At 45.9% G+C, this 12887-nt stretch carries 12 protein-coding genes; 4 read left to right on the forward strand and 8 right to left on the reverse strand.

Annotated elements, in window-relative coordinates; all coding sequences use genetic code 11:
* The first annotated feature begins 221 nt into the window (after nucleotides 1-221).
* Together ACLFWI_RS02010 and ACLFWI_RS02015 are read left to right on the forward strand one after the other, a co-directional pair.
* Nucleotides 222-1697, forward strand: a complete 1476-nt coding sequence (locus ACLFWI_RS02010; protein WP_446411508.1) for an RNA-guided endonuclease InsQ/TnpB family protein — start codon at nucleotides 222-224, stop codon at nucleotides 1695-1697.
* Nucleotides 1698-1798: 101 nt separating this feature from the next.
* Nucleotides 1799-2602, forward strand: coding sequence for an EAL domain-containing protein (locus ACLFWI_RS02015; protein WP_446411509.1), 804 nt, complete (start codon nucleotides 1799-1801; stop codon nucleotides 2600-2602).
* A gap of 111 nt (nucleotides 2603-2713) precedes the next feature.
* On the opposite strand, the gene ACLFWI_RS02020 is transcribed toward ACLFWI_RS02015, so the two are convergent.
* From ACLFWI_RS02020 to ACLFWI_RS02045, 6 genes are all read right to left on the reverse strand, one after another.
* Nucleotides 2714-4978 carry a CHASE2 domain-containing protein gene (locus tag ACLFWI_RS02020; RefSeq protein ID WP_446411510.1) on the reverse strand — a complete coding sequence of 755 codons (2265 nt, stop codon included), beginning with the start codon at nucleotides 4976-4978 and terminating at the stop codon, nucleotides 2714-2716.
* Between the two features lie 200 nt (nucleotides 4979-5178).
* Nucleotides 5179-5847, reverse strand: a complete 669-nt coding sequence (locus tag ACLFWI_RS02025; RefSeq protein WP_446411511.1) for an HAS-barrel domain-containing protein — start codon at nucleotides 5845-5847, stop codon at nucleotides 5179-5181.
* Between the two features lie 224 nt (nucleotides 5848-6071).
* The gene (locus tag ACLFWI_RS02030) at nucleotides 6072-6257 is read right to left on the reverse strand and encodes an NAD(P)H dehydrogenase subunit NdhS (RefSeq protein ID WP_446408340.1); all 186 of its coding nucleotides are present in this window, start codon (nucleotides 6255-6257) and stop codon (nucleotides 6072-6074) included.
* A gap of 206 nt (nucleotides 6258-6463) precedes the next feature.
* Nucleotides 6464-7723, reverse strand: a complete 1260-nt coding sequence (gene rodA, locus ACLFWI_RS02035; RefSeq protein WP_446411512.1) for a rod shape-determining protein RodA — start codon at nucleotides 7721-7723, stop codon at nucleotides 6464-6466.
* A gap of 111 nt (nucleotides 7724-7834) precedes the next feature.
* On the reverse strand, nucleotides 7835-8902 hold the full coding sequence (locus ACLFWI_RS02040; RefSeq protein WP_006101590.1) for an Mrp/NBP35 family ATP-binding protein: 1068 nt from the start codon (nucleotides 8900-8902) through the stop codon (nucleotides 7835-7837).
* Between the two features lie 220 nt (nucleotides 8903-9122).
* Nucleotides 9123-9605: an SRPBCC family protein gene (locus tag ACLFWI_RS02045; protein ID WP_446349601.1), complete on the reverse strand. Its 483-nt coding sequence runs from the start codon at nucleotides 9603-9605 to the stop codon at nucleotides 9123-9125.
* A gap of 308 nt (nucleotides 9606-9913) precedes the next feature.
* Here ACLFWI_RS02045 and hemF point away from each other — a divergent pair, with 308 nt between their 5' ends.
* Complete coding sequence (gene hemF / locus ACLFWI_RS02050; RefSeq protein WP_446411513.1) at nucleotides 9914-10948, forward strand: oxygen-dependent coproporphyrinogen oxidase; 1035 nt, start codon at nucleotides 9914-9916, stop codon at nucleotides 10946-10948.
* Nucleotides 10949-11415: 467 nt separating this feature from the next.
* Here hemF and ACLFWI_RS02055 read toward each other — a convergent pair whose 3' ends face one another.
* Nucleotides 11416-11595, reverse strand: coding sequence for a hypothetical protein (locus ACLFWI_RS02055; protein ID WP_446411514.1), 180 nt, complete (start codon nucleotides 11593-11595; stop codon nucleotides 11416-11418).
* A gap of 121 nt (nucleotides 11596-11716) precedes the next feature.
* On the opposite strand from ACLFWI_RS02055, the gene ACLFWI_RS02060 reads away from it, so the two are divergent.
* Nucleotides 11717-12085: an STAS domain-containing protein gene (locus tag ACLFWI_RS02060; RefSeq protein ID WP_006101536.1), complete on the forward strand. Its 369-nt coding sequence runs from the start codon at nucleotides 11717-11719 to the stop codon at nucleotides 12083-12085.
* A gap of 93 nt (nucleotides 12086-12178) precedes the next feature.
* On the opposite strand, the gene ACLFWI_RS02065 is transcribed toward ACLFWI_RS02060, so the two are convergent.
* The gene (locus ACLFWI_RS02065; protein ID WP_446411515.1) at nucleotides 12179-12793 is read right to left on the reverse strand and encodes a CpcT/CpeT family chromophore lyase; all 615 of its coding nucleotides are present in this window, start codon (nucleotides 12791-12793) and stop codon (nucleotides 12179-12181) included.
* Nucleotides 12794-12887: the final 94 nt, after the last annotated feature.

The following is a 12887-nucleotide window of genomic DNA, read 5'->3' on the forward strand; positions in this document are numbered from 1 at the left end:
TTCGCCTTCGTTTATTAGCTGATAAACATACTCCCTTAGTCGTCCTTGCCAGTTGGGGACGGCTTTAAGCTGCGCTTTTTGCCCCTCGTAGCCTTTGAAGCATATAGGCTGCTTGTCCAACGGTTTGGACAGAAATTTTTTAGCTCCCAGTTTATTTCTCTTTTGGAATGGCATATTGAGTATTTTTTTGTTAGTATACCAACAATGATAGCGTATTAGCCATGATTTTAAGCTACGTCTACAAACTACGTCCATCTGGCAGCCAGTCTGCCAAGATGGAATCGTGGCTTAATATGCTTCGGAGTACCTATAACTGGTGCTTGGCTGACCGGATTGAAACCTATCATCAGCAGTTCATTCAGGGAGGATGGTGCAGTCTAAGGACTAAGGCTGAGGCTTACCCTTTAACCTGCTGCATCGTTAAAAATGGCGCAACAGGGAATCCTTGGACCCATAGCGGTAAAAAACGCAATGCGGGCACAATTCAAGATGCCGCACTGGTAGACCTGAAAGCTGCTCGTCCTTGGTACAAGTCAATCGACTCGGACGTACTGCAACGTAACATTGCTCGGTTGAATACTGCCTATAAAAACTTCTTTGATGGGCGGGGTTTTCCGGCATTCAAAAACCGCAGTAACTTTCGGTCGTTTGAGTATAAGCCGGGTCGGGTTAAGTTCAAAGGGAGCAAGGTCTATCTGCCTAAAATTGGCTGGATGCGCTTTTTCAATTCCCGCCCTATTCCCGTTGGATTTGCCGTTAGAAGCGTTACAATTCGTCGCCGAACCGATGGATGGTTCATAAGTGTGCGCCTGGAGGACAAGTCAATTCCAGAGCTTATGCCCCGCCCCACTTCCGAGGTTAAAACGGCGGTCGGGTTAGATATGGGGTTAACTAAGTTGGTACATTGCTCAGACGGAAGTGATATTCCCAATCCCAGGTTTGCCACTAATCGGAAGACCAAGCGAACTCAATTGATTCGCCAACGCCGTGTCAGTCGAGCCAAAAAAGGCTCTACTAACCGAAAAAAACGGGTTGCTGAAGTAGCCAAACTGCACAGTAAAATTGTTAACCGCAGAAACGCCTACCAATGGCAGGTTGCCAATAAACTGGTAAAGAAAGCTGACGCTATTGTAGTAGAAGACCTCAACATTCAAGGAATGGTGAGACGATGTAAGCCTAAGTTAGAGAAAGGGACAGGACGCTTTTTGCCCAATGGTCAATCAGCTAAACGGGGATTAAACCGTTCTATTTCAGATGCCTCGTGGGGAAATTTGATTGAAAAGATTCAGTACGTGGCTGCAAAGTCAGGAAAGGTCTTGTTCAAGGTGAACCCACGGGACACGTCCAGAGAGTGCAGTGCCTGTGGTCATATCGATAAAGCCAACCGGGATAGAGAACGGTTTATCTGTACCGAGTGTGGACATTTCGATCATGCGGACAAGCAGGCGGCACGAAACATTAAGCACAAAGCCGTTGTTGAATACAGTTTGAATTTGATTAAGGTACCCACGGACTGTGGGAAACCCAAGCAGTTAAATCTGTTTGAAACGCCCAGTGCTGAATTAACAGTGCCTAAAAGGAGAAAACACGACACCCGCAAGGGTAAACGTCGTGTGCCTGGGAACCTGGGAAGACAATTAGAACTGTTTTCTCAGGATATGTGGAATGTGAGTTCCGCAGAATCCCCCTTTTTCTAAAAGGGGGAGTGTCAAGCTTTATCCCTATAACCTGTTCTCAAACCACCTTTCTGGTAGTATTTAGGTAAAGAGCAGCAGGTGGCAAATTTGAGGTGAAAAATGTGCAACAAAATCTCTGTCAAGAATCAACCAGTCGTCAAGCCTTACAAACTGCCCTTATAGAAGATCGGTTTTGCTTATACTTTCAACCGATTTTCCCTCTCCTTCACGGAGACGAGGGTCATGTTCACAATGAAATTTTAATCCGAATGGTGGGACAAGATGGTAGGATTATCCCACCCAATTACTTTCTTCCCTGTGCCGAAAAATCAGGATTAATGCCATCTATTGATCGTTGGGTTCTGGAATCCTTTTTCAGTGGCATTTACCACCCTAGCAAATGTATGGGCTGTTGGGCAAGGGATTATTATTGTGGGTGTATTATTGCGTTTAACCTTTCTGGTTCCAGTGTCAATGATGACAGCTTCCTCGACTTCCTGGAAAATGCCGTGATGAATTATCCGGTTCCCCCCAGCAGTTTAGTCTTTGAGATTACTGAAACGGTAGCCTTAATCAACCTAGACAGAACCAGGCAATTTATCCAGCGTTTACAAAACCTGGGTTGTCAGTTTGCTTTGGATGATTTTGGTACAGGCATGTCCAGTTTAGCCTATCTTAAGGAATTACCGTTAGATTTTGTCAAAATTGATGGTATGTTTGTGCGGGATGTGGTGCAGAATCCTATCTCTGAAGCGATTGTCTCTGCTATTGTACAAATGGCGAAGGCGAAGCAAATTAAGACTATTGCCGAATACGTGGAAAATGTGGCGATTCTGGAACGCTTGCAGGCGTTAGGTGTGGATTATGCCCAAGGGTTTTACTTAGGCAAGCCTACCCCAATTCTTAAGCGAACACCTATTTTTTAGATTTAGATCAGCTTTTTGTAAACAGACAGAGCCACGACAACTCCTATCCTACGCAGTCGGGGATCTTAATTGAGCCTGTACCTCATCAACCTGAAATCTGCTGTAAGAGCGCTATTCTTGATTTTCGTTTTGAATTTGGCGCAATAACTTATAGTGATTAGATAACATAGCTTCTACATTCGGCGGCAAAAATGTGAAGTGAATATAAAACGAATCAGCATCACTGGACTTATCTAACACTTTAGCGTAGATATCTTCTCTTACCGAAATTAACCTATCATCAACCTGTAAATTTATCTTTATATTCGTCAAAGGAGTCATGACTTGTTCTGAGCTAATTTCGCCACCTTTGGCAGAAAGTTTTACTAAACTCCCCCGAAAAAACAGATCACTGACATGCTTACCCTCCAAAAAAGTGTAATGTAAACGAATCGGCTCAACCAACGGCAGAAATTGCTCATCAGGTTTAGCTAAAAACAAGTAGTAAGGTTGGCCAATTCCCCCCACTTCATAAATGGGAATAGGTTCGGGTAATCCTTTAGGTTGAACCAGTATCTTGCTATCAATTCTCACCCAAGTTCCCGCAGCATTTAGAGTAGACTGAGAGATAAGAATTTGACTGTCTGTCGTATAGGATTCGATGCGATAGGCTAAATTAACCTGAGAACCCACTACTCCATATTTTGTTCGTTTCGATGACCCAATATTTCCAACTACAACGTCCCCCGTATTAATCCCAATGCCCATAGTTAACGGAGATAAACCCAGATGTTTCATGCGTTCATTGACCGATGTCATCGCCAACTGCATCGCCACGGCACAAGCGATCGCGCGTTGGGCGTCATCTTCACGAAGCGTCGGCGCACCAAACAAAACCAAAATTCCATCCCCAAGAAATTCATCAATTGTTCCTTGGTATTGAGTAATCACATCCGTCATCGTGCCAAAATAAAAGTTGAGAATATTCACCACTTCTTCTGGCATTAAACGTTCAGTCAGGGCAGTAAACCCTCTTAAATCTGACGTTAATATAGTAATCGTGCGCCGTTCACCACCTAATTTAGCCCCTTCAGGATTTTCTAAAACATTCGCAACAACTTCATTGGTGAGATAACGTCCAAAGGTTTCGCGGATTTTACCCACTTGATGGGCAAGATAACTGGTAATCGCCACCACTGAACCTGATAAAGCCAAAAGAGGCGGAACTACAGGAATCCACCACCCGATTAAAAACGCCCCATAAGTACTACCCAACAGGATACCCCCTGCCAGGATCAGCCCCAAAAATCGTTGTACACAGATCCGTCGCCTTTTGTTGTGATAGCGTCCCTGCCAGGTTATAATAGCGCCTACAGTAGACCAGAAAAAAATCCACAGGCTTTCTTGCCGTTGAGACCAAGTTTGAATCAGGGGGCGTCCTTCTAAAGCCGCACTAAGAATTTGACTGGTAATATTGGCATGTAATTCTACCCCAGACATGCGTTCGGGCAAAGCAAACCAACTGCTACTGTAGGGCGTAAAAATCCAGTCTTGGAAACTCTCTCCGACAAAGCCGATCAGAATAATGCGATCGCGTCCCCAATCGGGAGGGATACGATCCTCTAGAAGATCATGCAATGAGATCGTTTCAAAGTGTTCCTTGCTCCCTCGATAATTTAATAAGATTTGGTAGCCACCAGCATCCGTGCGGACATAACCCCCATCATTTTTTTGGAAGCGAGAAAACGTGCTTTTTCCCAACCGCCAGGTATTGGGTTCGCCTGGTATTGGTTTGGGGCTAATTCCTTGAGCATCAAGATAGAGAAGTGCTAGATAAAATCCGAAACTGGGAATCACATTTCCATTGGCATCTTCAACTTGTAACAGTGCCCGTCGGACTTTAGTATCGGCATCAAAGATGACATCATTAGCGCCCACTTGCCCTTTAGCTTTCAACCCTGGGGGGGCGGCAACAGCATCCTGGCGCTTATCGCCAACCACTTTCTCAATCCCCACCAGATTGGGGGTTGTTTCAAAGACTTGGACTAATTCCTGATGACCCGGTTGTACGGGTAAATCCCGATAAACATCCAGTCCAATGGCTTTAGGGTTATGGATTTTTAGTTTAGCAATAGCTTGGGCATAAATCTGATCGGGAAGAATAGATCGAGAAAGTTGCCCAATTTTTTTCACATCCGCCTCATCAATCCCCACGATCCCAATTCGCTGATCCAAGGGTTCAGAAGGACGCCAACGCATATATTGGTCATAAGCTGTCCATTCCCAAGTTTGCAGCATCCCAGTCCACCGCAGGAGAATGATCAAACCCGTAACCGTTGGGGTAACTATCCAAACGCCGCGCCATTGCCAAAGCCACCGCTTACAGAATTTATACAAATGATGTCATGTCTGCATGATTAAAATTTACTTCTATCTTAAATGTCTTGGTTAAATAGTCATAGGTAACTAGCTAATTATCTCAAGGTATCAGCCATCAGTAAAGTGAGTATTTATGCTTAGTGTTCCCGGAGCCAACTCTGTAACCCATCGTGCTACATTATGAAGTGCGGAGTCTGGGTTTTATGATGCCTACCTACTTACCAATGCAGTTGACTCAAAATATACCGCAAACGGTCATAATCATCCTTGAGTAAAACACTTAAGGTTCGCCCTGCTTGAACTAACCAGTCGCGATCGCCCTTACGAATTTGATAGATTTCTCGGATCGCTGCCGCCGTTAACGCTTCCACTGGCGCTCCAGTGACTAAGAGAAGGGTGCGTAAAAAATCTAACTGTTCACTAAAGTAAATAATCTCGTCTGGTTGACATTGATAGACAGCTTGATGAATTTGCGGCGGACGAGGAGGCAAATATTGATAGGCTCGTCCTCTAGGGGGTTGGTCACCATTATCTCCCTCCCCAGGCGGTATAAACCCCACAATCGCCGCCCGAAACTCCGTTTTCAGCATGGCAAAAATCTGTGGTTGTTGCTCTCGCAATTCTGCCAGTGACAATCCCAACGCGACAGCCCGGTGAACTGAATCAATCGGGCTAGTTGTGGCATGATAAACGACTGCCATAACCTGATTTCCCGATTCTTCATCAACGGATTTGACCCAACTGCCAAAAGGTGGCATGACAGGAAAACTCAAGTCTTCTGGCTCTAGGCATTGTGCCAGAAATTCTGTAGTTGCCGTTTCTATGACTTCCGCAATGTGATTATCCGGGCGTTCTCCAGCTGTAAACTGGGGTAAAGGAAGACGCATAGTTTAGTCCTTTGTCATTTGTCATCTGTCATTTTTTACAAAATCTGCTGCTGCATTGGCTATTTTTTTGTTTATATATAGATTTAATGAAACGTGAACACACAAGAGAATTAAACCGGAAACAGAGGTAATAAAAACCGTCTTTTTCCCCTGTTTAAAATAATCTATTCTGGTTCACGAATCATTTTGGTTCGCTATAACTGGTCAAAGGTCACAGGATCTGTTTATTTTTTGCCTTTAGAGTTCACCTCTTCGAGTTCCGATAAATTGAACGTGACAATTTTATCCCAGTTGCCGCCTTCAAACAGCACACCTGCTTTTCCATCACCGATACGCTGGACTATCCCTTCAAATTTGTAGTAAGTGTCATCGCCGTTGATAACGCGCACAATTGAGCCAGGAAGAATCATCAATTTTTACCCCTAAATCTCTATCTCTTCAGCTTACTATAATGTGCTAGCTGATAGTTTAGCTAATTTGTCCTCAAACCTTACGCAGCTAAACCCTATATATTAGTCAAGGTGCGTTACGCTACGCTAACACACCCTACATATAGAGCATTTGCCAAAGTCCTACCCTTACAAAGGACAAATGACCAATGACCAATGACGAATAACTAAAACTTCAATCGGTGTCGGTGATTGGCAACCGATTCCACTAATCCAATGGCTAAAAAGTTTGCTATTAATGCCGATCGCCCATAACTTAACAACGGTAGTGGAATCCCAGTAATCGGGGCTAAACCAATATTCATGCCGATGTTGATCACGGTTTGAAACACAATCATCGATAGGACACCAATTGCCAATAGTGAGCCAAAGTTATCTTTAGCATTTTGGGCAATAATCACTAACCGTAAACACAATAGCCAAAAGGTAAATAAGACGCATAAGCAGCCAATAAACCCGAGTTCTTCACCAATGACAGAAAAGATAAAGTCGGTATGCTGTTCCGGAATAAATTGGAGTTGGGTTTGCGTCCCGTGATACAGTCCTCTTCCCGTGAGTTGACCTGCGCCAATGGCAATTCGAGACTGAATCAAGTGATATCCTCCGCCTAAGGGATCTTTATCCGGATTTAGGAAAAGAATCAGTCGGTTTTTTTGATAATCTTGAAGCAATCCCCACAACAAGTTTCCTAATCCCCCTGAAATCGCATTGGCAACCAATGCCCCAATTCCACCCAAGAAAGACCACGGTAAAGTCCGCCAACCAATCAGCATCATCGCTCCTACCCAGACAAACCACGCGGGCAAAAACACATTGAACATGATCGCGGAAACGATGGGAGACATGAATAGGATTAGCCATCCGGGATTAGCATTTCCCCAATAGAGCATTCCCATCGTAATCGCACCAAATACCAATGAGGTTCCCAAGTTTGGCTCTAAAAATACAAATAGCCAGGGAACTGCCGCAATGGCTAAGACGCGAAATACCGCATTTAATGTTGAAGCAGGTTGCCAGTGGATAATCGCGGCGAGGGTGATAATCAAGCCAATTTTGGCAAATTCCGATGGTTGAACGTGAAAGCCTAGGATATTCAGCCACCGTTGTGCGCCATTTGCCGTCGTCCCCATAATCATCACCGCAAACAACGCGATATTAGTCACCGCATAAACCATCCAATGCCATTGGAGTAAGATTTCGTAACGCGATCGCGCGATGAGTAGACACAGCGTTAAACCAATACCCCCAATGAGCCAGTGCCACCACCAATCGGTTAGCCCCTCATTCATTTCGGCGCTGCGAATCATTACCCCACCGAGGAAGGTGAGACTTATGGTAACAAATAATAGCTGCCAGTCTAGTTCCTGCCATCGGCTCAGGAACATAAGCCAGCGCATTTGGGTACGGGACAATGACTTTTGGAACATAATCGTTGGGGAATGCGATTGACGTTTCTAGCAATTAGCGCTCTCAAGATACCCTGTTCAGGAATTTTTCCCAACTATTTTGGATCATCCCTGATCAAATCCTCGGCTAGTTCAATGGCGGCTTAGGGCAGCAACAGACACTTTTGCCGCAATCGCCTTGGCGATCGCGATCAGTGCTTGAGCTGATGCCGACTCCGGTTCAGCCACGACAATGGGTAAGCCGCGATCGCCCCCTTGCCGCAGATTAATTTCTAGGGGAATACACCCCAGTAAGGGTATCCCTAATTCCTGAGCAGTTTTTTCGCCGCCTCCTGATCCAAACAGATCATACTGGCGATCAGGCAGATCCGGTGGAATAAAATAACTCATATTCTCAACAATGCCCAATACCGGAACCCCCAATTGCTGGAACATCTTCAAACCGCGCCGGGAGTCCAACAGGGCAACATTTTGTGGTGTTGTGACAATAATCGCCCCAGCCATAGGTACAGCTTGGGCTAAGGTCAACTGAGCATCTCCGGTGCCCGGTGGCATATCCACAATCAGATAATCCAATTCTCCCCAATTCACCTGGTACAGAAACTGGCGAATAATACCATTTAACATCGGTCCGCGCCAAATCACTGGCTGATCGGGATCAATCAGAAATGCCATAGACACCAATTTAATGCCGTGGTTAAAGGCAGGTTCGAGTACCTCTCCCTGAGGACCCTGTTGCACCATCACCTTGGCATCGGCTAATCCTAGCATCGCGGCGGTATTGGGTCCATAAATATCGGCATCAATCAGACCCACCTTGGCTCCCGTCTGGGCGAGGGCAACTGCCACATTTACTGCCACGGTACTTTTACCCACACCGCCCTTACCACTGGAAATCGCGACCAGATTTTTCACGCCATCAATCCCTTGGCGATCGGGTAACGATTGCTGCTGCGGTGTCTCTGCTGTCACATCAACCACAACCTCTTCCACATCCGGAAGCTGCTTCACCGCCTTTTGGCAATCCTCCACAATAAACTCTCGCAACGGACAGGCTGGTGTGGTTAACACCAGTGTAAAGCTAACCGTCCCGCCGTCGATTTTCACGTTGCGGATCATATTCAATTCCACCAAACTCTTTTGCAGTTCAGGGTCTTGCACGGGGCGTAGTACGTCTAAAACTGAATGGGTATCAACCATAATCAGGACAAGTTCCTAGGGTGACAATGTGCTGGGACAAGCATCTTCATTCATCTTAATAGGTTACAGGTCATTGCTCATTCATTTTTGATGGTTCATTGTTCATGGTTCATGGTTCATGGTTCATGGTTCATTGTTCATTGTTCATTGTTCGTGGTTCATGGTTCATGGTTCATGGTTCATGGTTCATCCTCTCCCCTATCTCTCCCCATCTCCGCCTCTAAACAACCACTCCCTGTTCTGCCGCTTGAGCTAATTCAGCTGCGACACGGGCAGCATAGGGGCGAATAAACCACCATAGTAAGGGGGATAACCATCCCCGCATCGTCACCGAAAAGGACACATACGTCCCGCACAAGCCTGACTCCACCCGATATGTCACTCGATTTTCCACCCCCGGAATTGCCAGCATCCGGACGCTAATTAATTCACCGGGCAATACCCGTTCGACAAACACTCGTACCGGAATCGGAATCAAGCGCGTCACCACTTGGTAAATCAAGCCCGGTTTCGGGATTAAGCCTCTCGGTGCATTTGTACTACAGAGCAAAGGATTCCAGGAGACATCTGCCAAATTGATTAATTTTTGCCACAGAACATCCACTGGAGCATTACTGAGGGCGCGATAAGTCCGAAAGAGGGAAAATTTGCACCAAAGCCCCTCTTGACCTGCGATTAGCTTAAAGGAAAAATTTAGGATCACAGCACGCCTCCTATCGCGACGCTTCAGCATTGTTTATCTTAATTCGGCAAGACACGGTATTGCTAAGTACCTGGACATAAATTCTGTCCCCTGTCCTAAGAAATCTTAACCAGCCTCAAATCCTTGCTGTTCCCTATTGCCCCTTCCTTTTTCCCTCATCCCCACCGCCCGACTTTAATGAAAGTCCGACTACTTAGCAATTAGTTGGCATAGTTGACACCATAAACCTTTAAAATAGAGCCTAGAACCCTTAAAATGCCTAACCATAGCCTTCAGGTTTAGGTAATACTGTATTTACTATTGAAATTATGACCGCAGCTCATACACCGACCACCAATCCTAATCGTTCCTTACCTGCCACTGACTCTAGGGATAGAGTGAAGCAATTCATGCAACAGATCCAAGACACTATTTGTGAGTCCTTGGCAGAACTTGATGGTGCGGGTCAGTTCCAGGAAGATTCTTGGCAGCGGGAAGAAGGAGGCGGGGGTCGTTCTCGGGTAATCCGGGATGGCGCTGTCTTTGAACAGGGGGGTGTTAATTTTTCTGAAGTATGGGGAAATCAGCTACCGCCCTCGATTTTAACCCAACGTCCAGAAGCCGCAGGTCATGGCTTCTATGCCACGGGTACATCCATGGTGCTACATCCGCGCAGTCCCTATATCCCTACGGTTCACTTAAATTATCGTTACTTTGAGGCAGGACCCGTTTGGTGGTTTGGTGGCGGAGCCGATTTAACGCCATACTACCCCTTTGGCGAAGATGCGGCTCATTTCCATAAAACCCTAAAAGCCGCTTGTGACAATCATCACGGCGAGTACTATCCGGTATTCAAGCGCTGGTGTGATGAATATTTCTATCTCAAACATCGTCAAGAAACACGAGGCGTTGGCGGACTGTTTTTTGACTATCAAGACGGAACCGGGGAATTGTATAAAGGTCCCCACCCAGAAAAAGCAGCAGCCATTTATAGCAAGGAACTGGGGGCGGTAGAACCCCGAACCTGGGAACAACTGTTTGCCTGGGTGCAGGAGTGCGGTCATTCCTTTTTGCCAGCTTATGTGCCAATTGTCGAGCGGCGGCGGGATATGAACTATAGCGATCGCGAACGCAATTTCCAGCTTTATCGTCGGGGTCGGTATGTCGAGTTTAACTTGGTGTATGACCGAGGAACGATCTTTGGCTTGCAAACGAACGGGCGTACCGAATCGATTCTCATGTCTCTCCCTCCCTTAGTGCGTTGGGAATATGGCTACCAACCCGAACCGAATACACCAGAGGCTGAACTGTACGAAACTTTCCTCAAACCTCAAGATTGGACTAACTGGACTCCTTCAACCTAAATCGAATGGTACTAAATTTTTGGCGGGTGGGCAGTGCATTGGTGTCAACTTAGAGCGAAAAGCTCGGTTGAGCAAGGGTGTCGGGTGTCGGGTGTCGGCTAAAAAACCTAACACCTATCACCATTCACCTCACCTATTCATCCACAATGTTTTTTCCAAACAGGAAACTACACTGGCAAGCTTAAAGTTGTGGGTAAAAATTTTCTGGATCGCTACTCTCACAAGGGTTTGGCGAAAATACTTGACCACCGTTTTAACTCTTTACCAAAATTTGGCACAAAAATAGCGTCCACTTTGTCCTGACCTAACTTGAGAGTATGTACAATACAGAAGAGATTGCTAACGCAAAAACCACCATGGCAATCTTTATAGTGGCGTGGCACACCTTATTTGGTGGATTAGAATTGTAGGGGCATCATCCTTGCGCCCGGTTTAAACGTCAAATCTATTCCACAATTTTAGCTGTGTCAGCCCACTAGGTGAGTTAAACCCGATGTTAAGCCTGTGGACTGGTTAAGTGCCATCACGGCTAGAATGAAGCAGGAACCGTAGGAGCTTGGTAACCAAGCCCGTACTCCCAAGGATATCCAGTTTTGGGGAACTTTGGGTAAGTCTTCTGTAATGGATAAGTAGCGTAGGTTGCCCAATTAAGTTACTTGTTGAAACAACAATTCACCCAACGCCTAAGTAACGGAATTGATACCCAAACCCTGTATGGCTCCTCTTGTGATGTCAAGGGGAGCTACTGCTGCTCAAGGAGGTCTTTATATGATTCATATTGATCAAAAAACACACACGACGAAAGATGGTACAACAGTTATTGTTTTGGCACCAATTGGACGCCTGGACATTACCACAGCTTGGCAATTTCGCCTGAAATTACAAGAATGCATTTCCAAACTCAGCCGCCATGTGGTGGTTAATCTCAGTCAGGTTAACTTTATTGACAGTTCGGGTTTAACCTCTCTAGTCGCGGGTATGCGCGATGCGGATAAGGTCAAAGGTAGCTTTCGCATCTGTAATGTCCATCCCGAAGCCAAACTGGTGTTTGAAGTGACGATGATGGACTCCGTGTTTGAAATTTTTGAAACGGAGCAGGAAGCTTTGGAAGGTGTACCTCGGAGTATGGCAACCTGACGCAAGGAATTCATACCAAAGTGTAGGTCGTTCACTCACTCCCAAACAACCTGTACAGGAGAACAGTCCCCACCCAATCAGCAACTCAACCGATTAAATTAGCAGTTTCCCAGCGAAGTCTTGGCGTTTGGTAAATCGAAATGGACCGAGTAAGGCTCCCCAGGTGGTTTTTCCGGTACTAGGGTCAATGCCTTTATCGTAGCTGCGAAATTCATCGGCTGTTACTTCAAAGCCGAGAGAGACTTGGTAATTATTGCCCTGATAACTAAAGCGACAAGGGCGATCGCTGGCTGAAGTGGTGGTAAATTCATAATTATTGAAACCAATTTGCTGCATCTGCACGTTCAGACGGCAATCGGGTAAACCTATAATATCTTCGCGGGTAAGCTGCTGCAACAATTCGGGGTGGCAACCTGCACCGCGAACGGCGTCTGGGTTTTTGATCTGATAATACTGTACCTGTAACCCCGTGGAGGATTGGTCACTTTGATACAGCCGCAGAATCCGTTGACGGTAGGGGCGATCGAGGTTAGTAATCGGTGCTTGTTCGGCAAAGAGGGTGAGGCTATCTTCGCTAAATAAGGGAATGGGTCTTTGCCAGAGGTGTAAGTGAACATACCAGACTGGTTCAGCCAACGCCTGTTGTTGGTTGTCAAATTGACCAGCCATATAGCTTGCCAGGGTAATCAGTTCTGGCGGTAGAGTCATGAGTCGAGGATTAACATTAACAGACTAAATTGAGTTGGATCAAGCCAAGAAACATTATACTAATTGGGCTGGTGGAAATAAACTGGTAAGATGG

Source organism: Coleofasciculus sp. (assembly GCF_046539235.1).
Classification (GTDB): domain Bacteria; phylum Cyanobacteriota; class Cyanobacteriia; order Cyanobacteriales; family Coleofasciculaceae; genus Coleofasciculus.

Excerpts from the sequence above, each read along its gene's own strand:
- ACLFWI_RS02010 (WP_446411508.1), top strand. The coding sequence starts at position 222 with ATGATTTTAAGCTACGTCTACAAACTACGTCCATCTGGCAGCCAGTCT.
- ACLFWI_RS02025 (WP_446411511.1), bottom strand. The coding sequence starts at position 5,847 with ATGCGTCTTCCTTTACCCCAGTTTACAGCTGGAGAACGCCCGGATAAT.
- ACLFWI_RS02030 (WP_446408340.1), bottom strand. The coding sequence starts at position 6,257 with ATGATTCTTCCTGGCTCAATTGTGCGCGTTATCAACGGCGATGACACT.
- rodA (WP_446411512.1), bottom strand. The coding sequence starts at position 7,723 with ATGTTCCAAAAGTCATTGTCCCGTACCCAAATGCGCTGGCTTATGTTC.
- ACLFWI_RS02040 (WP_006101590.1), bottom strand. The coding sequence starts at position 8,902 with ATGGTTGATACCCATTCAGTTTTAGACGTACTACGCCCCGTGCAAGAC.
- hemF (WP_446411513.1), top strand. The coding sequence starts at position 9,914 with ATGACCGCAGCTCATACACCGACCACCAATCCTAATCGTTCCTTACCT.
- ACLFWI_RS02060 (WP_006101536.1), top strand. The coding sequence starts at position 11,717 with ATGATTCATATTGATCAAAAAACACACACGACGAAAGATGGTACAACA.
- ACLFWI_RS02065 (WP_446411515.1), bottom strand. The coding sequence starts at position 12,793 with ATGACTCTACCGCCAGAACTGATTACCCTGGCAAGCTATATGGCTGGT.